This is a genomic window from Paenibacillus sp. AD87 (genome assembly GCF_001659845.1).
Taxonomy (GTDB): domain Bacteria; phylum Bacillota; class Bacilli; order Paenibacillales; family Paenibacillaceae; genus Paenibacillus; species Paenibacillus marchantiae.
Genome location: NZ_LXQN01000007.1, coordinates 3,266,648 through 3,290,815 on the forward strand (window position 1 = coordinate 3,266,648; position 24,168 = coordinate 3,290,815).

At 45.2% G+C, this 24,168-nt stretch carries 25 protein-coding genes; 4 read left to right on the top strand and 21 right to left on the bottom strand.

Annotation, left to right across the window (positions count from 1 at the left end; all coding sequences use genetic code 11):
• Positions 1-10: 10 nt before the first annotated feature.
• Entirely contained in the window at positions 11-688 is a 678-nt protein-coding gene (locus tag gpAD87_RS14070; protein WP_063563320.1) for an SOS response-associated peptidase, read from the bottom strand.
• A 226-nt stretch (positions 689-914) separates the two neighbouring features.
• On the opposite strand from gpAD87_RS14070, the gene gpAD87_RS14075 reads away from it, so the two are divergent.
• The gene (locus gpAD87_RS14075) at positions 915-1,436 is read left to right on the top strand and encodes a hypothetical protein (protein WP_064638927.1); all 522 of its coding nucleotides are present in this window, start codon (positions 915-917) and stop codon (positions 1,434-1,436) included.
• 43 nt (positions 1,437-1,479) lie between these two features.
• On the top strand, positions 1,480-2,154 hold the full coding sequence (locus gpAD87_RS14080) for a hypothetical protein (RefSeq protein ID WP_064638928.1): 675 nt from the start codon (positions 1,480-1,482) through the stop codon (positions 2,152-2,154).
• A 139-nt stretch (positions 2,155-2,293) separates the two neighbouring features.
• Here gpAD87_RS14080 and gpAD87_RS14085 read toward each other — a convergent pair whose 3' ends face one another.
• From gpAD87_RS14085 to gpAD87_RS14100, 4 genes are all read right to left on the bottom strand, one after another.
• On the bottom strand, positions 2,294-4,204 hold the full coding sequence (locus tag gpAD87_RS14085; protein ID WP_064638929.1) for an AraC family transcriptional regulator: 1,911 nt from the start codon (positions 4,202-4,204) through the stop codon (positions 2,294-2,296).
• Between the two features lie 202 nt (positions 4,205-4,406).
• Positions 4,407-6,956, bottom strand: a complete 2,550-nt coding sequence (locus gpAD87_RS14090; protein WP_064638930.1) for a beta-mannosidase — start codon at positions 6,954-6,956, stop codon at positions 4,407-4,409.
• Positions 6,957-7,213: 257 nt separating this feature from the next.
• Positions 7,214-8,239 (bottom strand): LacI family DNA-binding transcriptional regulator, encoded by a 1,026-nt coding sequence (locus tag gpAD87_RS14095; protein WP_064638931.1) that lies wholly within the window; start codon positions 8,237-8,239, stop codon positions 7,214-7,216.
• A 199-nt stretch (positions 8,240-8,438) separates the two neighbouring features.
• On the bottom strand, positions 8,439-9,386 hold the full coding sequence (locus gpAD87_RS14100) for a DMT family transporter (protein WP_064638932.1): 948 nt from the start codon (positions 9,384-9,386) through the stop codon (positions 8,439-8,441).
• Between the two features lie 163 nt (positions 9,387-9,549).
• Here gpAD87_RS14100 and gpAD87_RS14105 point away from each other — a divergent pair, with 163 nt between their 5' ends.
• Positions 9,550-10,425, top strand: a complete 876-nt coding sequence (locus gpAD87_RS14105) for a LysR family transcriptional regulator (RefSeq protein ID WP_064638933.1) — start codon at positions 9,550-9,552, stop codon at positions 10,423-10,425.
• A 16-nt stretch (positions 10,426-10,441) separates the two neighbouring features.
• Here the strand turns inward: gpAD87_RS14105 and gpAD87_RS14110 are convergent, their stop codons facing one another.
• From gpAD87_RS14110 to gpAD87_RS14140, 7 genes are all read right to left on the bottom strand, one after another.
• Positions 10,442-10,645 (bottom strand): hypothetical protein, encoded by a 204-nt coding sequence (locus gpAD87_RS14110; protein WP_064638934.1) that lies wholly within the window; start codon positions 10,643-10,645, stop codon positions 10,442-10,444.
• A gap of 47 nt (positions 10,646-10,692) precedes the next feature.
• Complete coding sequence (locus gpAD87_RS14115; RefSeq protein ID WP_064638935.1) at positions 10,693-11,175, bottom strand: tetratricopeptide repeat protein; 483 nt, start codon at positions 11,173-11,175, stop codon at positions 10,693-10,695.
• 184 nt (positions 11,176-11,359) lie between these two features.
• Positions 11,360-12,217 carry a heme o synthase gene (gene cyoE, locus gpAD87_RS14120; RefSeq protein ID WP_063563312.1) on the bottom strand — a complete coding sequence of 286 codons (858 nt, stop codon included), beginning with the start codon at positions 12,215-12,217 and terminating at the stop codon, positions 11,360-11,362.
• Between the two features lie 158 nt (positions 12,218-12,375).
• Positions 12,376-12,939, bottom strand: coding sequence for a hypothetical protein (locus gpAD87_RS14125; protein ID WP_064638936.1), 564 nt, complete (start codon positions 12,937-12,939; stop codon positions 12,376-12,378).
• A 234-nt stretch (positions 12,940-13,173) separates the two neighbouring features.
• Complete coding sequence (locus gpAD87_RS14130) at positions 13,174-13,527, bottom strand: DUF3243 domain-containing protein (protein WP_063563310.1); 354 nt, start codon at positions 13,525-13,527, stop codon at positions 13,174-13,176.
• 116 nt (positions 13,528-13,643) lie between these two features.
• A complete protein-coding gene (locus tag gpAD87_RS14135; protein ID WP_064638937.1) occupies positions 13,644-14,198 on the bottom strand; it encodes an MFS transporter in 555 nt (184 codons plus the stop codon).
• Entirely contained in the window at positions 14,195-15,622 is a 1,428-nt protein-coding gene (locus gpAD87_RS14140) for an FAD-binding oxidoreductase (protein WP_064638938.1), read from the bottom strand. Before gpAD87_RS14140 ends, gpAD87_RS14135 begins: the two co-directional genes overlap by 4 nt.
• A gap of 147 nt (positions 15,623-15,769) precedes the next feature.
• Between gpAD87_RS14140 and gpAD87_RS14145 the strand changes: the two genes are divergently transcribed.
• A complete protein-coding gene (locus gpAD87_RS14145) occupies positions 15,770-15,958 on the top strand; it encodes a hypothetical protein (RefSeq protein WP_064638939.1) in 189 nt (62 codons plus the stop codon).
• Between the two features lie 134 nt (positions 15,959-16,092).
• On the opposite strand, the gene gpAD87_RS14150 is transcribed toward gpAD87_RS14145, so the two are convergent.
• The 9 genes from gpAD87_RS14150 to gpAD87_RS14190 form a co-directional block, all read right to left on the bottom strand.
• Complete coding sequence (locus gpAD87_RS14150; protein WP_063563306.1) at positions 16,093-17,022, bottom strand: NAD(P)/FAD-dependent oxidoreductase; 930 nt, start codon at positions 17,020-17,022, stop codon at positions 16,093-16,095.
• A 197-nt stretch (positions 17,023-17,219) separates the two neighbouring features.
• Positions 17,220-18,785 carry an S-layer homology domain-containing protein gene (locus gpAD87_RS14155; protein WP_231952567.1) on the bottom strand — a complete coding sequence of 522 codons (1,566 nt, stop codon included), beginning with the start codon at positions 18,783-18,785 and terminating at the stop codon, positions 17,220-17,222.
• A 217-nt stretch (positions 18,786-19,002) separates the two neighbouring features.
• Entirely contained in the window at positions 19,003-19,605 is a 603-nt protein-coding gene (locus gpAD87_RS14160; protein WP_064638940.1) for a nitroreductase family protein, read from the bottom strand.
• 173 nt (positions 19,606-19,778) lie between these two features.
• Entirely contained in the window at positions 19,779-20,024 is a 246-nt protein-coding gene (locus tag gpAD87_RS14165) for a hypothetical protein (protein ID WP_064638941.1), read from the bottom strand.
• A gap of 189 nt (positions 20,025-20,213) precedes the next feature.
• Entirely contained in the window at positions 20,214-20,984 is a 771-nt protein-coding gene (locus gpAD87_RS14170) for an acyl-[acyl-carrier-protein] thioesterase (RefSeq protein ID WP_064638942.1), read from the bottom strand.
• Positions 20,985-21,038: 54 nt separating this feature from the next.
• The gene (locus gpAD87_RS14175; RefSeq protein ID WP_082935132.1) at positions 21,039-21,899 is read right to left on the bottom strand and encodes an AraC family transcriptional regulator; all 861 of its coding nucleotides are present in this window, start codon (positions 21,897-21,899) and stop codon (positions 21,039-21,041) included.
• 159 nt (positions 21,900-22,058) lie between these two features.
• Complete coding sequence (locus gpAD87_RS14180) at positions 22,059-22,607, bottom strand: glutathione peroxidase (RefSeq protein ID WP_064638943.1); 549 nt, start codon at positions 22,605-22,607, stop codon at positions 22,059-22,061.
• Between the two features lie 179 nt (positions 22,608-22,786).
• Complete coding sequence (locus tag gpAD87_RS14185) at positions 22,787-23,635, bottom strand: HAD family hydrolase (protein ID WP_331710883.1); 849 nt, start codon at positions 23,633-23,635, stop codon at positions 22,787-22,789.
• Complete coding sequence (locus gpAD87_RS14190; RefSeq protein WP_064638944.1) at positions 23,598-24,110, bottom strand: DUF6886 family protein; 513 nt, start codon at positions 24,108-24,110, stop codon at positions 23,598-23,600. Before gpAD87_RS14190 ends, gpAD87_RS14185 begins: the two co-directional genes overlap by 38 nt.
• Positions 24,111-24,168 lie beyond the last annotated feature (58 nt).

Consider the following 24,168-nt stretch of genomic DNA (forward strand, 5'->3'; position numbering starts at 1 on the left):
CTTGCTCAGCTTAGAAACTGCGTACGTATGCCAGCTTCTGGTCCATTTCTTCCACACATTCATAGCAGTCATGCTCATCATTGGCTACCATCGGAGTAACCGGATACAGATTCATCTCTGTACTGTTGTAGGATTTCAACAACGGTAGCAGCTGTGTCACGCGTGTATTCGCCGGATCCAGCCAAGTATTGATTTCTTCTTCAGACAGAATCGCCGGCATTTTACTGCCAAACTCCCGTGTAACCATGTTCGCTCCCGCCATCAGCATCGTGCAGGTACGCAGTGGCTGTTTGCGCGTATCTTTCCATACCTCGTATAATCCCGCTATGCCAAACAATCCGCGATCCGGCATAACCACTCGGACTGCATAGCTTTTCTTGCCTTCTTGACGCCAGTAATACAAACCATTGCATGGGATAACACAACGCTTCGTCTCTACCAGCTTGTAGTAGGCTGGATTCTCATGGACCGTCATGAGATTGGCATTGACTGCATCGCGTCCCCAGAACGGAATGAATCCCCATCGGAACTCGTCCAATACCCGCTCACCATCCTGATGCAAAATAATCGGTGTATGCTGGGTTGGGCTGATATTGTAACGGTTTTTGTAATAATACATCACCCGTTGAATCTTAAAATGATCCCTGACCTCATCCAAATCGGCTGCCAACGAAAAACGGTTACACATGCTCAGGCACTCCCTTTTCTGCGTGAATTTGAATGTATTGTTTGTAATAGCAGGGAAATTATGCATGCATATATGGACAGCAATCGACTTTTTCAGACGAAAAGAAGGTCTTATCCAGCAAAATCCTTTGTTTTTAACACGAAAAAAAAGACTTAAGACTCATTTCAATCGCTCTATTCCTTGTTACTATAATAGATAAAAAATACAATTATTGGAGGTTTTAAGTATGAAAAGGAAGTTTTTAATGAGCATCATGTTGTTTTCAGCCATCGCGATGTTCGGCGGTACCATCTATGCGGCAACTTTTCTAACCTACGGCTACCCGAGCTCCACCATCCCGATTCGAACTTACAACTACGCCTCCGCGTGGCAAACCCCAATGGATGCCTCCCTCAGCAACTGGAACAATGCCGGTGCCAAAGTACAGTTCACCAAAACGAGCAGTTCCCCCAACACCATTACGGCCGGAAACTTCAATAACACGGCCTATGGTGTCAACTACGCCTCGGTGTCTGGCAGTCAGGTCGTGAGCTTCCGCATTGAATTGAATGCAACCACCATCACGGCTGACGCAACCAACTTGTCCAACTTTATTCAAAGCGTATTCGTTCATGAGCTCGGACACTCGGTTTGGCTCGGGGACAACCCATCCACCACCAGCCCTTCCATCATGCTCTACTCCCGTAACCGGAACACAATGACACAACCTCAAACCTTCGATATCAACAACGTCAGATCCAAGTACTAATCCACTATTCTCAAACCCCTAAATCCAAGGAGGATTCCTATCCATGAAAAAAATTCGAGTATTGACGATGCTAGCCTCTTCCATTTTCATTTTATCTGCCCTAGGGTGCTCTTCAGCAACGACAAATACGGCTGCCACCAAGGATGAACCGCTCACGATGATTGCTTCCGAGGACTTCCCAAGTTACTCAAGCATCGGTGATCTCTCCGAGCGAGCAAACACCATCGTTAGAGGCAGTGTCATCCAAACACGCGTTGAAGCATTGAATGATATGGTACAAGCCCCTGTTGTAAATGAAAGTGCTCTGGATGAGCAAACGAACACGGGCGGTGAGGATATTGTTCCTTTTGATAAAATCTATACGATCTATACCATTAAGGTTGCTGAATCCTTCAAGGGAACTCATGCTGCCGGGGACACCATTGAAGTGAAACAGCTTGGCGGACAGCTGGGCAATACCGAGATTATTAACGATGACAATATCAAATTCATTCCCACCAAAGATTATGTGCTCTTCCTAGAAACGTATGAGGACACCCCCGCCAGCCTGCTGAATTCCGTGCAAAGCCTTTATGTGATCAAACCCGCAGCCAAATCCACTCAACCAGGTGAGCAGCAATCGAAGTCCGACGTTATTGTGAGCGCGAACCCCGAGAATGATCTCAAGTTAAGCATTGATGAGCTGCAGGAAATCCAAAGCGAAGATCAGAACAAATAACCTCGTTGGACATGCATCTATTCTCCCCCTCCTACTGTTCAGTCATATAGCAAAAACGTGTCGCTCAGTAGTAACTGGGCAGCACGTTTTTTTTGATTATTAATGGAGAGTATACCTGTTTGGATACGTAATAACTTATTCATTGTGTTTCTTTATTCATTTTGATAATCCATTCAGCCAGATCCTGTGTCTGTTTCAGGAGAGCAATCGGGTCACGGAACCAGGACTGCTCTTCCGTCCATATGTATACTCTTCCATTTTTGACAGCAGGTAATGAACCCCAGACAGGGTCTGCTTGTAAATCTTTAAGCTTTGATTTACTGGTCAGTACAATATAATCCCCAGCGTATTTGGAAAGCAGCTCAATTGAGAATTCATGATACGCCCCTTGCATTAACTCGGCAGGTATGGCTGCAGGTGCTTGCAGACCAAGCAACTCGTAGATGTTACGCCCGCCACGACCCGATTGATTACCAAATATAAATACTTGGCGATCATACTCTTGCATCACGGAGAATGTAGTATCTGCCGGAACGACATCTTTCACTTCCTGTTTTATTTTAGCAATCTCTTGATCGAATTTCGCCAGCCATTGCTTCGCCTCAGCTTCTTTGTCAAGTACTTCACCAAAATAGTTGACCTCATCCTTCAACGTTGGGAATGTAATGGATGCGACAGAGACGGTAGGTGCAATCTTGCTGTATTTTTCAAAAGCCCCCTTGTCCGGATTCAATGTAATAATAAGATCTGGTTCCAGCTCCATCAGCTGTTCAATGGAATCACCGATCGTTTCAAGTCCATCCAGATGCCCTTCCAGATAAGGGCTATTCATGAGAAATTGTCCTCCAGCAATGGGTTTGACACCAAGGGCAAGGACTGTTCCCAAATAATCAATTGCAGCGACTCGCTCTGGATGTGCAGGAATCTCTACCTCTCCAAAGGTGGTATTTACGGTTTTCGTTTCCGCAATTGCAGGTTGTTCGGTTTCAGTTGATGGTTCCGGCGATCCTGCCCCTTGTCCGGTTGTTCCACAAGCACTTAATGTAAGTACAAACACAAGTGACATGATGGCTGATCTTAATTGGTTAAACATGTTGATTTCCTCATCTCCATTATATTGATAATGATTATCATCATCAATTAAAGGATAACGTTCTGTTTCTTCCGATACAATGGATTCATTTGTTGCATTTACTGTACTTTTTGAAACTCTATTCATGTCTTCTCGCTGCTTCAAACGATACTGTCCTGGTGTAATTCCCATCTCTTTCTTGAACATGCGATTAAAATAAAAGGGGTCCGGATAACCCACATACGTTGCAATCTCTTGTAATGAAGCCTCCGTAGCAGAGAGTAGAGCCCTTGCTTCTCCAATCCTTAACCGGATCAAATATTCGGTCGGCGTAGCACCAATCTGTTCTTTGAACTTGCGCGACACATATTGCGGGCTGTAATTCAAAGACTGAGCGAGTGAATCAAGCGAGATCGATTCACGAAAATGCGTTGTGATATAGCGTAAAACCTGATCCGTTAACGAGAGCTGCTCACCTTCATTTTGCATCCGAATCTGCTGATTCAATACAAGCTGTATCAGTTGAAAGAAGTACCCTTTCACCTGAATTTTGCCCAGTTGATCCTGTCCATTCCAGCAATCATGTATATTCTGAACAAGTTCATGCAACTGTAGTGTATTATCTGGCTCTATTCCCCACGATCGCTCGAAGGGATTGCTCTGTAACAGCATCATTCGGTAGTCCAGAAGAACGTTCGAGGGCAGTGTTGATTTATAGAAAATCAGATATGCCTCAATAACTCCGGTTGCTTCAAGCGCCATCCGCCTTCCTTTGCCTCCGTGCACTAACAGAAATCTGCCTGTAGACCATACTTCGTTATCTAACCAGATCTGTCCCCTGCCATTCACATACACAAACGCACTGGTTGGTAATACATAATTTCGATAACTTTCGTTCGTTGTTAATGATATAAGACGGACATCAAGCACCCGTACCTGAACCTGATCCCACAGCTTGATATCATCCTGAATCCCCATATAGACTTCCTTTCCTAAGCGATATAACACGCCCAATGCCCAACCATTGTGACAAAGAACTCACCTATAATTGATAATGATTATCAATTATAACAATCTTGTTCATAACTTTGAAGTCCATTTCCGTTTTGGCACTGGAAAATAAAAAATCGTCGAAATCCCCCTATGGGAGATCTCAACGATTTTGCTGCTTCGTCTATAATTACAATTTGATAAAGTCAGCCATGGAACGAACCTGGATGGCCCCCGCCTTGGAGACAGCACCATCAGATCCTTGCAATTCCCCTCTGGCGGTGAACTTGACCTTCACAGGAATACCCGGAATGAGGTCGAAGAAATTGTCCGAGAACACCCCTTCTGCCTCAGTAGAAATCCATACTTGTTTTGCAAGCACATCACTTTCCAAAACCAGATGTACGCCATCATTCTCGGTAACTTCACTTACCTTAATTTGCGCTGGTTGCAATGCAATATCCTTTGAAGGTGCAAAATAATGTTCCTGTGTGATGTCGGCTGCCCCATCCTGCTTCAGATCAATACGCAGCAATGTTGTTGCAGCATCGCGACCTTCCAGCCATTCCGCCTGGCTCAATGACAGCACCTGTTGACCAGAGTTGGATGCCAGAGCGACTTCATGCTCTTCCTCACGATAAACTGTACCATCAAAGCCAATCAGGCGTATCTGGAGTTTGCCTTTCACAGGTTCAAGCTGATCCGAGATGAGGTAAATATCTGTCACATCTTCCTTCGTACCATCTACCGATACCAAGATATCGCTGAAGCTGCGTTTCGCGTAATATTGCAATGCTTTCCAACGTCCGAAGTAATCCATACCCGCCCAGGAAGCCACCGGCCAGCAATCATTCATCTGCCAGTAGAGTGTTCCCATACAGAACGGTTTGCGACGACGGTGAGCCTCAATGGCTGTTTTCATCGCCTCAGCCTGAAGCACTTGGCTCATATAGAGGAAGGATGGGAAATCTTCCGGTTCATGCATGTACATATCCATGTATTGTTTGATCAGACGATTACCTGCCCCGTTCTTCTGATGCGCCAGCATGACTTCAGACTCCAATGCCAGATCCTCTTCCTCCGCATACTTGCGAACCGAATCGTATTCAGGGAAGGACTGGAAGCCATACTCACTCATGAAGCGACCAACATGAACGTTGTAGTTCTCAAAGGGCTCCACATTATGCCACACACCCCAATAGTGGATATCCCCTTCTGATGTGGATGGGTGAGCATGCTGTTTCTCGTCTCCCGACAGTGATACCAGTGGTGAAGAAGGCCAATAATCCACACCAGGAGCATAGGCTTCCACCACTTCAGGCAAAAGATCATGGAAAATAGCTTCGTAATCCGCCCAAATGCGTTCTCTTTGCTCCGCGTTGTAATCTTTTTTCCAACCCCAGCCGCCATCTTCAATGTAATGTGCCCAAGCTGAATCAATCTCGTTATTACCACACCACAACACGATGCTTGGATGATTACGCAGACGTTTCACATTATCAATCGCCTCATGCTTCACACTGTTCAGGAAAGCCTCGTCTCCAGGATACATGCTGCAAGCAAACATAAAGTCCTGCCATACGAGCAAACCATATTCGTCACACAACTCGTAGAATACGTCTTCTTCATAGAAGCCGCCACCCCATACACGGAGCATATTCATGTTCGACTCGGCAGCAGATACAATCTCATGCAGATAACGCTCTCGTGTCACTTCTGTTATGAAACTGTCGTTGGGAATGTGATTCGCCCCTTTGGCAAAAACAGCAACTCCATTTAACTCAAAATAAAAAGATGCTCCCGCTTCATCTTTGTCACGAACCAGACGAATGGACCGAATACCCGTTTTGACTGTAGACTCAGCCACAGCCTGTTCGCCCTGAATCACTTCCGTATGGAAAGAATACATATGCGCGTCACCCAATCCGCGGCTCCACCACAACTTCGGCTCAACAATAGAGATTGGAACCTCCACAGTTTGGACGCCCGGTTTCAGGGTTACAGCCTGCTCCCAAATCTGTTCATCCGTTCCTACTCGAATGATCGCTTCTATGGATTGCTCAGACTCCACTTCCACGACGGCAGTAAGCGAAGCGGAAGCAGCAGTTACTTCATTTTGCTGAATGAATACATCATTAATTCGTACGTCCGTCCAGCCTTCAAGGCGTGCTTCGCGCCAGATTCCGCTAGTTACAAAACGTGGACCCCAGTCCCAACCATAGTGGTACGGGGCTTTCCGTGCAAAAATACTCACTCTTTTATCGCCTAATCCCCCCACGTCAGATTGATCATTCGATGCAGGCAGGGCATATCCGAGCTTCTCCAACTTCGGCAGATCTTCATTAATCGGTGAACGAAAACGTATTCGGAGTACGTTGCCACTTGCCTTTACAACAGATTTCACGTCGACTGTCCACACCCGGAACATATTGTCTGCCGACAACAGATGTTGTTCATTCACATACACATCTGCATACGTATCCAGACCATCAAAGACTAGCTCCAGATGTTGCTGCGACAGCAGTGCTTCATTCACATCAAATTCCGTGCGATATTCCCAGTCTTTCTTATCGACCCATTGAATTTCTTTTTCGTTAGTTCCATAGAAAGGGTCAGGTATTTTACCCAGTTTCAGCAAATCCGTATGCACACAGCCGGGTACGTGAGCCGGCATCCATTCCTGATCCTCACAAGCCTTGAACGTCCAATTCTGAAAAGTCCGCGTTTGTATTTTGCTCATGACAGCCTCCGTTATCATTGAAGTAGTTTTAAAAAAACATTTTGTTAGGTTTTGTTATTATAAAAACAAATAACTTACAAAACAAAATTAACACGATATGCTCAATTCAGTCAATCTGTTTTGTGGATTATTTCAAAAAAACATATCCGGTAACAAAAAAAGACATGAAGCCCAATCTCTCCATGTCTTTTCATCCCAAGTTTATAGCGTCCTGGCGTGTGTTATTATTAACATTTCTAAATTCACGTTCTTTAGCTTCACGGCAAAATAGCATTGTACTCATCACGAATGATTAATTCCGAATAGATCAGTTTTCTTTCAAAAGGCTCGTCCGGATGCTCCAACCGCCATAATAACTGGTCCACCGCACGTCTGCCCAGATTCTCCTTATCGATATGCACCGTAGCAAGAATAGGCTCTTCTGCACGGGTATTATCAAACCCGGTTACTGCACAGCGCTCCGGCACCTCGATGCCTCTGCTTTGGAGTGCACCAATCACAACAGCGGCCATGTGGTCGTTCGCACATACCATCACTTCGGGGATATCCTCCATCTTCATGGCGATAATCGATTCCCGAATGTGATCCAGATCAGGTCCCAGCAAATCTGCTTGCTGCGAAACTTGCAGCTGCATCTCTTCCAGTACCGAACGATAGCCGAGCCATCGTTCTCTGAAACTTGCTGCATCAGGCAATTCGCCAGCAAACTGTAGCCTTCTGTAGCCCTTTCCAACGAGCATCAACACCAGTTCCTGCATACATTTCATGTTATCTGTAAACACCGTATCTCCATGAATTGCCGGGTCTTCATGATCAACCATCACAAGTGGAATATGCAGTCGATAAATCTCGAGCAATACGGATGTGGAAATGGAACCGACAGTAATAATTCCGCTGATGGCTTCAGGATTCAGCACCGAAAACATGCGATCTGAGGAAGGTTCCGTCAAGGTCAGGATATCCATGCCCTTCTCATTCAGGCGTGCAGATATTCCGTCAAAGATAGGACCCCAGTACAGGGAGGATCGATTCTGCGAACGAATGTTAGGAAACAAGATCAGAATAGTCCCCTGTCTGTCTATCTTCATCTCCTGTTCAGCAGGGGTTTCCACTAGGAAACGTTTCGGTTCAGCTTTGAAATATCCGAGCTGTCCTGCCGTTCTGACAATCATCTCCCGAGTATGTTCACTGACACCAGGTTTACCGGTCAACGCACGAGAGACTGCGAATTTGGATACCCCCGCAGCATCGGCAATTTGCTGCATGGTTACTCTTTTGGCCATCCTTCTCACCCGTTTTTCCTTTATTTTTCATTTAGTGTAGCATAAAAAAAGGGATTCAACAAAACAAGTTATGAAAAGTTTCATTTTGTTAGGTAGTGGATTTGCTATGGATTCTGAATATTTCTCAATAAATAACAAAAAAGTTCCTCCACCTGCTTCACAATGAAGTTGATGGAAGAACTCTTGCTTTATTTCAAAGTTATACGCCCGGTGCTCCCTGATCTCTCAGTTCGGTCTGTAATGCTGTCCGCTTTCTGCGCCAGAATACCGGATAAGGGACTCTGATCTCTGTAATCAGAACACCAATGAGCATAAGTGCTGCACCCGCATACCCTTGCAGTGTAAGGGACTCCCCTTGAAAAGTAAACGCAAATGCTGCTGCAAACAGTGGTTCAAGCGAAAAGATCAGACTCGTTCTCGTTGGTGAAGCATGCCGCTGGGCAAGAGTCTGCAAAATGTAGCCAATGCCGCTGCACAGTACTCCCAGACCCAGAATGGCCGCCCAAGATTGAGGTGTGTCAGGTAAACGTGGTGTCTCCAGCACAAATGTAGCAGCCAGCCCCCACAGGGCTGCAACGCCCAGTTGCACCGTTCCCAGCGTTAGTGGATCATGCTTCGGCGTATACTTGCCAGCAATCATAATGTAGATCGCGTACATTAATGCTGCGAGAATGCATAGGATATCCCCCATATGCAGGCTAAGCTCATGTTGAAGTGTCAACAATGCGAGCCCAATTACCGCCACGAGAATACTTATCGTTAACCGCAAATCTGGCATTCGCCGATGCAGAATTGTCGTCAGGATGGGCACAAAGATCACTGCCAAACTGATCAAAAACCCTGCCTGGGAAGCCGTTGTGCGCTGTACTCCATAAGTGATAAATACAAAGGCCGCGAATAACGCTGTTCCCATAATAGCCCCTGCTGCAAGCGTTCCTCGATCCATTCTGAACAGTCGCCGATGGAAAAGGACAGCTGCCGCGATAAAGGCAATTCCAAACCGGAAAGCGACCAAATTCAATTCCTGCATAGACTCCAGTCCTGATTTCATAAACAGATAGGATGATCCCCATATTACCGTTGCGAGCAGCATCTGCAAATCTGCTCTTCTTGATGCCTGACCTTGTGGTGCACGTACTCCGTTCATCTTGCTTCTACCTTCATTCTATGTATTTTAATCTATCCAAGGCTCTGTCGAACTAACTCGCCTTGGCAAGTATAAACGATCTCTTTGCATTATAAAAATGAATATTTATAATAGTTAATATGAAATAAACTCATATTAAATGAAGAGAGGAACGGAATCTTTCATGTCACTAGTCAAATACGAAATTTTGAATGCCGTAGTGGAATACGGCAGCCTTACCAAAGCAGCAGAAGCATTGAATATTACCCAATCAGCGGTCAGTCATGCGATCGCTAGTCTGGAGACCGAGTGTGGTTTTTCACTGCTGAATCGCGGCCGCTCCGGTGTACGACTAACTGCCGAAGGAGAACGGATTCTGGGCTATACTCGTGAAATTCTGCGCTGGACGGAACTGATGAACCAGGAAATTTCGTTGATTCGCGGCGCCGAGATTGGAACCGTTCGTATTGGCACATTCGCCAGTGTATCCACGCAGTGGCTGCCTGGCATCCTGAAGCAATTTCGCCTCGGTCATCCCGGAATCGAAATTAAGCTGTGGGAAGGGGACTACGCTGAAATTGAAGGCTGGCTGGCTGGAGGTGCCATCGATCTTGGCTTTCTGTCCCTTGGCGACTCTTCGCCTTTTGAGACGATTCCATTACAAAAAGACAGGATGATGTGCATCCTGCCTCGGGAACATCCACTCGCTACGGAGAAGTCTGTCTCATTTGATGTATTGCTGGAACAGCCCTTTATTTTACCTAAATGGGGTGGTGATAACGAGATTGAACGGTTGATCCGACAGCATGCGGCCAAGCTGAATGTGGTCTATGAGGTCGCCGAAGATCAGGCCATCATGGCGATGGTTCGAAACGGTCTTGGCATCAGTCTTTTACCTGAAATGGTTCTTCAACACCATACGAACGAACTCGCTCTTGTTCAACTCACTGGAGATCCCTATCGTACAATTGGCATCGCTTGCCCGTCTCTCACCAATCTGTCCCCCGCTTCGCGTCGTTTTATTGAAGCGGTACAGGAATGGCTAGCTCCATCATTATAATCGGTCCTCCGTTGACTCAACCGCCACTACTAAAAAATTGTATAATGCCAATGACCAGCATGAGAACAAATACAACGGCAATCACAATTGCAAAACCAATCAGAAAGCGTACACCGGGTGAGCGTCTGTTCGCCTGTTGAGCTTCTGCCAGGTAATCCAGCTTCTGCTCAAGCCGGTCAAGTCTTTCGTGCACCTGTTCTTGTTCGTGATTCGAATTCATCCAATCATCTCCTTTAGATTAGGTGTTATCGCTCGAATACATTAGGTTTAATCCCATACCCAATCCAGCTGATCTGCATAGAAACGGATGGCTCTGCTGTAGTCGGTTATTCCCTTATCCCTTGATGTATCGGCCAGTTGTACCAGCAGCCGCTTCATTGCCTCCGCATGCTCACCCAGATTGTAGAGCACCATGGCAAGAAAAACTTCAAATTCCCGGTTCTCCGGAAATTCACTTAACCCCTTTTCAAACCAGGCCTTTGCCTGCTCATATTGCCCCAGAGTCCGATATGTGCTGCCAAGTCCGAGTATGGCACCTGTCCTGTCCTCAACCGGAAGCCCTAGACTTAGAGCCTTCTCATAATGCGGTACCGCTTCCCGCTCCAGTCCAAGTGAATCATGAGCCCAAGCCAGCTGGTACCAAACCTGCGCATTGTCCGGTTCCTGTAATGCCAGTTCCTGCAGCAGCTCTATCGCCTCCTGTATTTCCCCCTCCGTTCTCAAGAGGATAGCCTGCTGTAAATCATTCATCTACTCCACTTCCCATTCTTCCAAAATCATTTTCCAAAGTATAATTATAGCAAAAAAACACCCCGAGAAGTATGGCCGGAACAACCACAGGTTGTCCAAGCCTATTCTACAGCGTGCTTTTTCTTAAGGTGCCAGCTAACTCGGCGTCTTCATATTCGAATATTTTACAAAAGTGATGTTTCGCTCAGGACCAGGTTGTATTTGCCACCATTACAATGAATACAACCATGAGATAATTGACGGAGATCAGAAAGTTAACTTTGGCCCACTTCTCATCATCCTGTGTTTTCAATCCGCTCAGTGTGTGGACAAACCAGATCAGACCACCAATGACGGATACAAGCAGAAACACAAGCCCAACGTAGTTGTAGTAATACAACAGAAATACAGCAGGAAGCAACAGAAATACATAAGGAATCATCTGCACCTTTGTGCGCTTCACACCTTTGACTACCGGCAACAGTGGGAAACCGGCTGCACGATATTCTTCCACTCTGCGAATCCCGAGTGACCAGAAGTGAGGCGGCTGCCACAGAAATAATAGCGCAAACAGCAACCAGGCACCTGCATCAATCTGATTGGTTACCGCACAATAACCGATTACAGGCGGCATCGCCCCCGCAATTCCACCCAATGATGTACTCCAGGTCGAGCTGCGTTTGAGCCACATCGTGTAGATCACGATATAAGCAAACCATCCGAGCAGCGCCATCCAACCAGATAACGGATTGACTAGGAAATAGAGCAGTACAAAACCAACCACACCAAGAACAATTCCATATCCCAATACAAACTTGGGTTTAAGATGATTGATGTAATCAATCCGTTTTTTGGTACGCTCCATCTTCTGATCCAACTCACGGTCCCAGTAGTTGTTAATGACACAAGCCGAAGCGATAACCAAGGTTGATCCAATTAACACCATGAGCAGAGATATCCACGAGATATCCCATTTTGAAGCGACCCAGAACCCTACCGCTACCGCAAACACATTCAGCCGCAAAAGTCCGGGTTTCGTTAATGCAATCATGTCTTTAAGCATGAGAAGCCTCCTGAACTATGTAAAAACACCATTCCTATAATGATACATGTACATACCATGAATTACAATCTCCTTCATGAATTTGTCATAACCAAAAAGCATCCCTGTCGGTTCAATGGAACCGGAGGAATGCTTAACCGTTTAATTTTGATTTACTTTTATGGAATGTATTGCTGTACAATTTTGATCACTTTTCCGTCCTGTACAGTGAGGTGATACGGGAATACGGACAGATCAAGAATATTGGTATTGTCATACAAAGATTCGAATTTGCTGAGCGCCACTGACTCATTCCATTGAATAGTGGTGCCCGACACTGTACCATCGCGATCATATAACTGCATCAACACTTCAGCATTAGCACTTACTTCTACCTTTTCCTGCTCTTTGCTGTCATTGACAATATAATAACCATCAGGAGCACCATCTATACCAGAGCCCGGATTGCGTTGTTCAAAAACTTTATCAGCCTCTGCACCTTGGTACCAGCCAATCTTGTCTACAATCAAGTACAATTTACCATTCTCATGCTGTATGTCTTCCACATACGCTGTAAACATCTCGGAGTTTGCAGCCTGCGCTTTGGCAGAAGCCTGTATAGAGTCCGTGCTCTCCTCAGCGTTCGCTGGTGTAAGTAAATATGTAGCAAGCACAATCATGCCAAGCAATGCAACAGCCGCACCCAGCATTCGTAATTTCCATTGTTTCGCCGCGTTCTTCATAGGCAGCATCTCTCCTTATTATGAACGTTACTATTCCTTAACCGGAAGGCTTTCTCTTCAAACGCTCATATGAATATTTAATCTTTCTTTTACTCTCCCTATCATACTGGGTGTACACACTGCAAAAGTATCAGCCAGATGAAAAATAGTTACAATAGGTGTCATCAAAAAGAAACCCTGAATGCCATGGCATCCAGAGTCTCTATTGGCTTAGCTTTTAATTTCAGCTCAATCTTAATGATTCGGGGCTGAACCTTGTGCCAGACGCACTAGCATATGAGCCAGCATATGGCGCTCTTCCTCTTTCCCGACATTCCACAGTTCTTGCAGCAACTTCTCTTCACGGTTACGCGGCTCTTCCCGGGCTGCCAAATAGTCGGCTACTTTCTCAGCGATTTTGGCCATCTGCTCCTCACCCAGTCCAATCGATTCTCCCATTGCAATTCGTTTGCCCAGATATCCTTTAAAGGCATCAAAGTTCTGTAAAATCTGTTCCCGTTCCTCCGGCGCAATCTTATCAATCGCATTGTCTACCTTGTCGGTTGAAACTTGTCCATCTTTATGGATAACATGATTTTGTTCATTCATCTGAAAAACCTCCTTGAGAATACTCGCTTTGTGGAATGTAAGCAAAATGCTTAATCATACCAGGTTATCTATAATATAAACTTCTCGCTGGAGATTAATCAGACCATTTCTATCCTTTAGCCATCAGCTGCTTCCTCAGAAATGCTTCGTAATCGCCATACTGCCAGAGCTCCCCACATATACAGCATGGCACTCAGATAAAATAATACATCGATCGTCAGCCAATCAATCAGCACACCGCCAACAATAACCGCAAATCCTGAAGCAGCAGATGTCCAGAAATGATAGTTACCTACAGCTGGGCCCCGTTGCCCAGCCACCGTATAATCGGCGAGCAGCACCCGTTCACTCATTCGCTGCATCGCATTGCATGTCCCCATCATCATTTGCAGCAGCAGCACCCAGATGTAGGAAATGACCCACGGAAATGCAATCATGGCTGCGGCCATCCCCACCGAACTTACAATGAGCCACTGCTTGGCGTGTCGATCCATCCGGGGAGCGAGCCATTGCGAAGCAGCAGCCGAACTGATTGTAAATACGGCAAAGGCAAGCCCATATTTGGAGAAGCTGTTACCCAGATTTTTGAGAAACAAAAGATAATACGGATAAATCATGCCCGAAGCGAGCGTAACTATACTTTGAGATCGAACAAGCCACTTGATATTCATGGATGATTTCCTCCATACTGCTCCATAAAATAGTTCATAAATAAATGATTCGGATCCACCTTTTCTTTGGCTGCAAAAAACTCATTCTTTCGTGGATAGGCCTGTTCGAATTGCTCTGAAGTTGCATAACCTGCATAGGGCAGATAATATGTTCCGTTATATCGAAGGACGGCATCTATCAGTTGCTGCATACTACCCTTGAACTTCTCTTGTTCTGCCTCGGACAATGAAGCGTGAAATAAACAGACAAGACCGAACATATCCTGCGTTGCATAGGAAAGCACAGCTTCTTCATCATGTTTCACATACCTGACTGTAATGTTAAGCAGATCCAATTGCTCCTGGGATACAATCTCTCCTATCTGCTGAACAAATGCGGGGAAGGCATCCACCGGAATAAAATATTCCTGCAGCAGATCATTTTCACCCGGCTGATGATACTCCATGAAGGCAGACGCAGAAGCCATCGCATTGTTGCGGCTGAGCCTCTTGCCATCCTGTGACTCGAAGTACCGCTGTTGCAGCGGCCAAAACCAGGCCCGCCCCCATTTGAATTCACGGTTCAGGTTGAACAGAAGTTTGCTGGTGAGTACGCCTCTTTCACTTTCATCCAGATGATCATAATCATCCAGTGAAGCCATTGGATCAGAGGCATAATTCAAAGCGTACATCTCGCGAAAATAGCCTCTACCGGGCTGAACTGAAATTCGGGCCAGATGCATACGCATCATCGGGTCTCCCAGGACATTCTTTTGAAAATAAGACGGATAGTCCTCAACCTGCACCTGCTCAGTTGTGAGACGATAGACTTCGTCATCCGTTAACGTCAACGTAACGTCCAAAATCACGCCAAACAGTCCGTAACCCCCAAGTACAAGCTGGAAAAGCTCTGCATTCTCCGTGCGACTCACTTGCCGAATCTGACCATCTGCCGTCAAGAGATGAAAGGAATCGACACTTTCAATCAAGGAACCCTGCTGAAGCTCTCGACCGTGTGCATTTACACTGATAGATCCGCCTACGGTGAAAATATTTTGGGACTGCATATTTTTGACTGCCAACCCATATGGGTTAATGGCTCGCTGTACTTCAGCCCAGGTCGCCCCAGCCTGCACACGCACTTTTTTGGCATCGATATTGACTTCCAGCACTTTGTTATACGAGGTCATGTCTATGACAATGCCGTCTTTATAATAAGTGTGTCCTCCCTGACTATGGCGCTGCCCGGCAATCGATATCGTTAGGTTCCGCTCTCGGGCATCCTGAAGCAGTTCAACGAGCTGCTGCTCTTCATGACCTTCGACCACACGTTCAACCTTAACCGGATGAAGGCGGCTGTAGTCGGTAATCAAATACGGATTCTGATCATCGCTATCCGTTCTCCAATATGTCCACACACATAAAATCAGAAGTAACAGGAGCATGCTCGTTTTTTTGAACAGATGAACTCCTCCTCCCCTAACACCTAACGTTTCAATTTGATTTGATTGGTTAATCGTTTACATATACATTACAAGGATTGGATATGTTAAGGAACACCTTAAACATACCTGAATAAGGAGGAATTTTCCATGAATGAACATAAAAAAGAACGAAAAAACAAAGATCTACAGCCTGGTGTGAATACAATTATTCAACCCGACCCGAACAATCCCGGCCCAACGGACATGATTGAAGAAGCCGTAGGAGAAATCGTAGACAATATCACCCATCCTCACAAAGGCAAAAGGGCCGAGACCCGCGATACAAACAGCAAATAAATTCAGACCCTCCTTTTGCAAACAGCTTGCGTACAACGCAAAAAGTCCTCCAACCTTAGTCACAACGGTCGGGGGACTTTTATATTGTTTTTTCTATGAATGGGGCTTTTCACCATCTGCATTTTAATTTGCTTTTAGATCTGCTTCACCTTATTTTCCTTTTTCATCTGTTGCAATGCCTTGTGAATCCAGATCGCGGCAATCGAACCTTCGCCCATGGCAACCGTAGCTTGTTCCGCGTGCAAGCCCAGATCTCCGGCAATCCATACATTAGGCGCGGCCTGCATGCTTCGCGCGTTGGCTTCCACGTGTTTATTATCCGCGATGACGGCTCCAAGCTGCTCTGCCAGTTCATAATGTACACGATTGCCTCCAAACGCAACAAATCCACGCTCTGACTCAAAAATCTGTCCATCTTCCGTCAGCACACCCGTAATATGGCCATCTTCCATCTGTTGCACTTCTTGGACGGCGGCCTCAAGGTAACGAACTCCTGCCTCTTTCATACTTCGATGAAGCTCAGCGGAGATTGGCGACTGCTCATGGTTGATATACAACAACTCATTGGTACGTTGAATCAAAACCATAGCCATATTTGCACCGGCTTCGCCTGCACCCAGCAATATCGTGCGCTGATCCTGAATCTCATATCCATCGCAGTCCGGGCACACATATACAGTTCGTCCCAACGTAGGCCTCAATCCCGGAATAGCTGGTATCCTGTCCGTAAGTCCGGTTGCCAGTAAGACTGTTTTCGCCATATATTCAGAGCCGGAAGAACCGAACAATTGAATCTGTTCTCCCCGGCGTCCTGCCTTAATGATACGGTCTTTCTCAAAATTTACTCCAGTCTGCTCAGCCTGCATTCTGCCTTTGGAGCGCAGCTCTTCACCGGATACTCCATCGGGGAAACCAAGAATATTATGATAGGTTCGGCATAACGTTGATCTGCCTTCTCCTGCGTCCACTACCAACACCCGATGAGAAGAGTAACGCCCCATCTGAATAGCTGCCTGAAGTCCTGCGAGTCCTCCACCTACTATAATGCAATCATACTCTCGCATGCTCCATCTCCCTCCTATGCTTCTATCTCTTATATGTTATTGGACAGTTCACTATCCTTCTATCCATTTACACCGTTCAACCAAAATCAAACGTAATCCGTTACAACTTAGCTTTTACCAAAATAAAATAACCCAAACCATCCGTCTGAATAACGGTGTGTTTGGGTCGGTTTAAGAAAGAATTATAATTTCGGAATTTAGAAAATGTATGATTCAAATCGTGAAGCGTTCGAAATGGCATTCCATACATCTGCCGTCTCTCCGCCCATATACCAGTAGGCCAATCCGGCAATATTACGCTCTCCGCTCATCATTACTTTCGCGGACAATGAACGACTGTCCTCTGCCCATATATATCTCGGCGAACCGTTACTGTTATAGCCGATGACATATTGGACCAGATCTGCATCCCATCGTCTCACGGAACCTGAAGCTCGTGCACGAGTTCCCTGTTCTGCCAGGGTGATATCCCATGAACTGGCTGCCGGATTAACGGAAGACCAATCCCGTGTATATAAGGGTAGAGCCAGAATTGTTTTGGCGCGAACTACCTCAGCGAGCATCGTGTCCAGAGCCTTTTCAATCCAAGGGAGAGAGGCCACAGAACCTGCTTGCGGATCACCGTTCCAATGCTCCTCATATCCCATCAGTACCATATAATCCGATACGGCGCCCAATTGCGCATAATCAAATGCATCGGTCCAGTCTGTCCCCAGGTCGGGTGATACATCCACGGATACAACAGCGCCCAGTGTGTGCAAAGCCGTTGTCAGGGAAGTAATAAATGCAGTCATTCCTTCACGATCAGCTGGCAGTACGTTTTCGAAATCCACGTTAATGCCATCCAGTTTATATGTTTTCACAAAAGAGGTGACCTGTGAGATCACTGAAGCCCGGTTGGCTGAGCTCGATAACATCTGGTGAGTAAGGTCCGGGTTCGAACGATTGCCTAGCAATGGCCATATCTGTCGGTCTGTAGCAACTACCCAGGATAATAGCGACGTGTCCGTAAGATCTGTGATTTTCATGCTGCTATTCAGGAAAAACCAACGGGGAACCAGTGTATTTGCTTCCGATTGTTCAATCTGTTTCTTGAACTCAGCTGTAGAGGCGTTATATTGCCATCCTAGCTGAATACCAAGCTGATCCTCGCTTTTCAGCTGATCTGACCAGGTTTTCTTTTGCAAAATGGCATCCAGCATCACTGCTGCCTCTTCTCTGGTCACTTGGTCATGCGGGCGAAACTTGCCATCACTGCCGCGCATCAAACCAAGCTGATATACAGTCTGCACATAAGGACGCGCCCATTCGGATATCTTAGCTGCATCGTCATACGTGGATGAGAGAAGGTTCGTTGATTTGGAGGATTGTTTCAGCATCCTCACCAGCAGTGCAGCCGCTTCTTCCCGAGTAATGGAGGCGTTTGGCTGGAACACGCCCTGACTCTTGCCCTCAAGTATGGAAAGATTGGTCATGGCTGCAACGTTACCGTAGTACCAAGCGCTCATGCTAACATCGTTATAAGGATTAATATTGTTTTTAACAGGTTTCAAACCTAGCAGTCTCACAGCAAATGTTGCAAATTCAGCACGAGTGACTGCCTTTTTGGGTTCAAACGTATTCTCGGAGGTTCCAGCAGCAATTCCTGCTTTGACGAGATGTGCAATCGCATCCTTGGCATAACTGGAGGTTGTATCCTTGAACCCCTGCTGTGTCGCTGCTGCCTGAGCTGTGGATTCACCGATGGAGATTGATCCTATCACTAGTACACCGCACAAAATAGCATTCCATAGCTTTCGCCGGGTACGTTTGTTTATTCTATTATTCACATCAAAAAGCCTCGCTTCATTGGAGTACGATCTACATCATCGTATCAAATTGAAGCGAGGCCGTATGTGGTTAAATATTGGGAAATTCGATGAACCAGTGCTCCTCAATTTTTTTATGAATCGAGGTCACATTTGGCTTCAAGCGAAAGTCTTACTTGTGTACTTTTACACGTTGTTCAATCGGTTGGAATTCTTTCTCACCTGGAGTTGATGTTGGTTTGCCGAATGGCATTTGAGCGATCAGTCTCCAGTTCTCTGGAATGTTCCATTCTTGTTTGACCTTCTCATCAATCAACGGGTTATAGTGCTGCAGGGAAGCGCCCAGACCTTCTTGTTCCAAAGCAGTCCAGATCACCAGTTGCAACATACCGTTAGATTGGTTCGCCCAGATCGGGAAGTTATCCGCATAAGCTGCAAAATTTTGTTGTAGCTGCGCAATCACATTGTTGTCTTCGAAGAAGAGTACTGTACCATATCCGCTGCGGAATCCAGCCATTTTCTCAGCTGTGGATTGGAAAGCTTCTGCATTGCCAACCACTTCACGCAAAATTTCTTCCGTGTGATTCCACAGTTTGTCGTGTTGTTCACCGAGCAATACTACGGCACGAGATGTTTGTGAGTTGAATGAAGTCGGAGTGTATTTTACCGCTTCTTCCACGATTTCCTGGATTTTAGCATCCGAGATTGTGGATTCCTTGCTGATTCCATAATAAGATCTTCTGTTTTTCAACGCTTCAAAGAAAGATTTAGACATAAATATTCGCCTCCCAAAATGGTATTTCCTAAATTGCCAACACAGTAACTATAATATAGTAACATACATTAGTCAACAAACTATTTTATTTTCACTAAATGTACATTTAGTCATTTCCTTTTGAATAGGGGGAATTAAGTACTCATTTTTAACAGCAATTGAATTGATTCTGATCAATGCGATTCGCGATAATCTGCTCGATATTTCTCTTCCGATGACGAATTGCTCTTGGTCTGATCCTTATTCTTCTCTTCCTGCTTCTCCATATTCAGATCTTCCATCGGAATGGGGTCCACGGTCTGCTCTTCTTCATGCTGGTCAAGCAAACTTTCTTGCTCTGTCGGATACTGCTCCGGATTATCATGGGAACGATCCTTGTGTGTATCCTCGTTATTTTGATCCGGTGTGCGCTCTTTCATTCGTGATTCCTCCTCAATTTTCATTTTTTTCATTTACCCTTCTTTTACCTTTTCTGTCTGCCTTCTAAACACGGCGCGAAATATGCGATGAACGTAACAGGTGCATCTATATCTGCATCAGGAGGTAAAATAGAAAAAAGCCAACCAGAACGGACTGGTTGACTTCATCTACTTGTATTCAGTTCCATTTTATTGATTACTGGGCGAAACGGTTGAGTCTGCGAGACTTAATTTGGCTTCAAAAATAATACTCTCATTCTCTTCAGCCAATCTTCCTCGGACCCACACAGCTCCCTCTGTAACCTCTGAACGCTCAACAATCATTTGCTCCTGCAAACGAATCTCACGATGATATGAAATTTGCAGACGGATCATACCTGCAGCCAGTTCATCCAGTGTTAATGCATCACAACATACGTCTGCATATCGGGCGTTGTTCATATGACCATTACTGTCTGTGCTGCTGTATTGTACAGTTAAACGATATTGTTCCTGCAAGCTGAGTTCAGAAGGGACCGTCACTTTAGCAGGGGCTTCACCTAAGGATAAATCAGGATGCGATTTCACTTCAAAAGGTAAAGCTGAAGGTCTGACGACTCTGCGTCTCTTCAGATCGACCAACGCCCAAGCTGTACGAGCCTCAGCCAGATGTGTTCCCTCTCGATCTGTAAGGATATAATCCCTTAACCATGTCACACCTTTATTTTCTTTATGCCACGTCTGCAAGGATACTTCTTCTTCCAATCGGGCTGGGCGTATGATCGTGACATCTGTCGTTAATAGCATCCAACCCAATCCCTGATCCAGCATCTGCGATACGGTAACTCCCATACCTGCTAAATCGCGGTCTGCTGCCAACTGCATATGCTCCAGTAAAGCAGATGGACGACATTGTGATCTGTAATCGGCATCGGCTGATCCAATTCGGTAATCAAGCTTGAATGGTTGTTCTGATTGCATTCAGTAACCTCCTCAGGCTGTGCAGCATGTAAAATTTTTGATCCGTACGCTACATTAATCAAACGAACGATGTAATCGACTACGGTACAGATCTGGTGCACACCCTACACTTTGTTTGAACATTCGACTGAAATGGGATAAACGTTTGAACCCTGCCAACCGGCTGGCCTCTGTCACACTGATATCCGGCTGGAACTGGAATAACAGCTTGGCCTGATTAATGCGACGGTCATACACATATTTAAATATGGTACTACCCGTCATTTCTTTAAACAATCCGGCCAAATAAGGCTTGGACAGATGAAGCTCACTTGCCAGATCATCCAGCCCAATGTCCTCCATATAATGAGTTTCGACATAAGCAATGATATGCTGTACATGCCGCTCCTTCTCGGAAGAGGGAAGGTGGTCCTCGACCCTGCCTCGGCAGATTCCAGCTATAACATACAGTAGGTCACATAAACGAACGTTCATGCGTTCCTCTTTGAAATCCCCCGAATTCACGGTAAGCTGATGCAGACTCAACAGCAAGGCTTCGAATTCGGAGCGAATATTGCCTGTCAGATTGATCCGGCAGTTTCTCAGTTCTTCGAACGGCTTTAACACTTCGCTCACCCGGTCCGGGTGCAGACTGCTGCGGATGGCCGAGGGATCAAAGTGCAGCGTCGTTCGCACATAAGGTTTGCCTGGCATTGGATGTGGCCGATGAAGGGTCATGCCATGCATCAGGACCAGGTCACCCGGTTCAAGGTTGTAGACTCGATCTCCAATCAGATAGGTGCATTCACCATCATGAAAATAGTACACCTCATATTGTGGATGCGAATGAAATCCGTCCGATGCTCCAGGGTCGTACGTGCTGGTAGAGCGATAGCTATATTCCAATGGACCACTAAATTGCATTACACTTGGCACGTTCAAGTACCTCCTGTTCTGGAGAGGTTTCTTACCATTTTACCCGTTTCACATCATGTCGGATAGTACTGGATAGACTTTTGAAATATAGAAGGCCATGCACATATCCGTTTGTTTGCACGGTACGTGTCATGGCCCTTTAGGAATGTGAAAGATAAATTACAGTAGCTGTTCAATACTCGCCTGGATCTCGTCAATCGAATCAACAGGTTCAAAACGTTTAACCACATGCCCTTCGGCATCAATCAGAAACTTCGTAAAGTTCCACTTGATCGCATCACCATGCAACCATTCCGGTGCTTTGTCCGCCACCATCAGCTTTAGCAGTTTCGCTTGCACATCTGACTCATCAAAGCCTGCAAAAGGTCCCGACTTTTTCAAAAAGTCATACAGCGGATGCGCCGCTTCTCCATTGACATCCATCTTGGAGAACATGGGGAATTTCACACCATAGTTAATTTGACAAAAGGACTCCGCCTCTTCACTGCTTCCCGGCTCTTGCTCCGCAAACTGATTACACGGGAAACCAATGATCTGAAGCCCTTGCTCTTTATATCGGTCATAAAGCTTCTGCATGTCGTCGAACTGATGTGTGTACTTGCACTTGCTCGCTGTATTTACGATCAGTACAGGTTTTCCTTCGTATTGATAGAGCGGGAAACGTTCTCCACTCGTTTTGGTTACGCTAAAGTCATGGATGGTTGGCATAAGATTGGTGCACCTCGCGATGTTATGTAGTTATACAGACTCATATGAATTTCTATTATATACGAAATAAATGATTCTGTATCGTAAAAAAGCCTATAACTACTGCAACGCTACGAACAAATCAATCTCATTATCGGGATAATCAGGTTGATATCGTTCATCCCAAATTTCAAAATCATTCAACTCAACATCCGTTCCAACACTCTCGCAACTCCGTCAGAATCATTCGTATCAGTGATCTCTTTCGAGAGAATCTTCAACTCTTCAATTGCATTACCCATGGCTACCGACCAGCCACATATTTCAAAAAGCCCGATATCATTAAAATCATCACCAAAAACCATTACATCTTCAACTTTTATTTTCATTGCCTTACACAAAATTTTCAATGCATTTTCTTTGGAGGCTTTGATTGATGAGATTTGAACAAGATTACCACCGTCTGTAACCAAAACATTTAATCTAGATGCAAACTTCTCTCTGAGAAAATCTATATCCTTGAAACCCGTAAAAAGTACTTTTGTTGCAGCAATACCTTTGAGCTCTTCTAATGATTTTATCGTTGGGTTTTCTTTAACTCTCATAAGCGTTGTATAATCATATTCTTTGAAACTAATCCATTGATCCTCCACTTCAAGGCTTAAACCCAGTTCCTTGTTATTCTCCATGCCATAATTTATTAATTCAGCAGTGATCACAGGGTCTATGTGCTCATATTGTTGAATACCAGTGTAATTGCAGTGGATATATGCTCCATTGTAATATATAAAAGAACCGCTATGGAGCAATTCCTCAGGTAAAAGCAACCTTACTGCTCTTGGTGGACGTGCTGTAGCATAGATAAATCTGATCCCTTGTTTAGAGCATGTCACCATTGCCTCATAATTCCGTTTCGAAATTTGTTTATCTGTGTTGAGTAATGTTCCATCCAAATCTAATACTACTATTGGATACTGTATAGAAATCCCCCCTATGCCACTCAAGTTCGCTCTAAACTTTAGTTGCGTTATTGAATCTATGTATTCCAAATTCTTTGAAATCCGATGTAAGTATCGCCTCTCTCAGTGGATACAGATTTGGAGTAAATCTGAGTTCGATTCCTTTCTTAAATAATCTCTCCATTAAACAACCCATGCGGTCTATATGTAGAGGCTTTGTAACCTGATAAGAAATGTAGTATCCCGCCGTTGGATCAAAGAGTTCAAAATTGGTGTCATCGAAATGGTATCTGTACATGATCTGATTCATAATCCTCGGATACCATGAACTTTCAACCGTAACGATGATATCCGCATTAGAATGTTTGAAAAACTTCTCCTTATTCTCATCACTTATCGAGTCTGTCTTTTTGCAAATGATTCTCGGGCAATCTCTTGGAAAGTAATATGAATATTCATGCTCTTCATCAATGGCCCACACCACTGCAGGAAATTCAGCTCTGTTTTGTTTCTCCCTCGGAATAAAGATTTGGATATCTGAAACTTCGCTAAAATGATAAAGCATTCAAGCACCTCCCATCATTTAGTGATTCTTAAGCCTCGGGAAATAAGCCTCGGGAAAA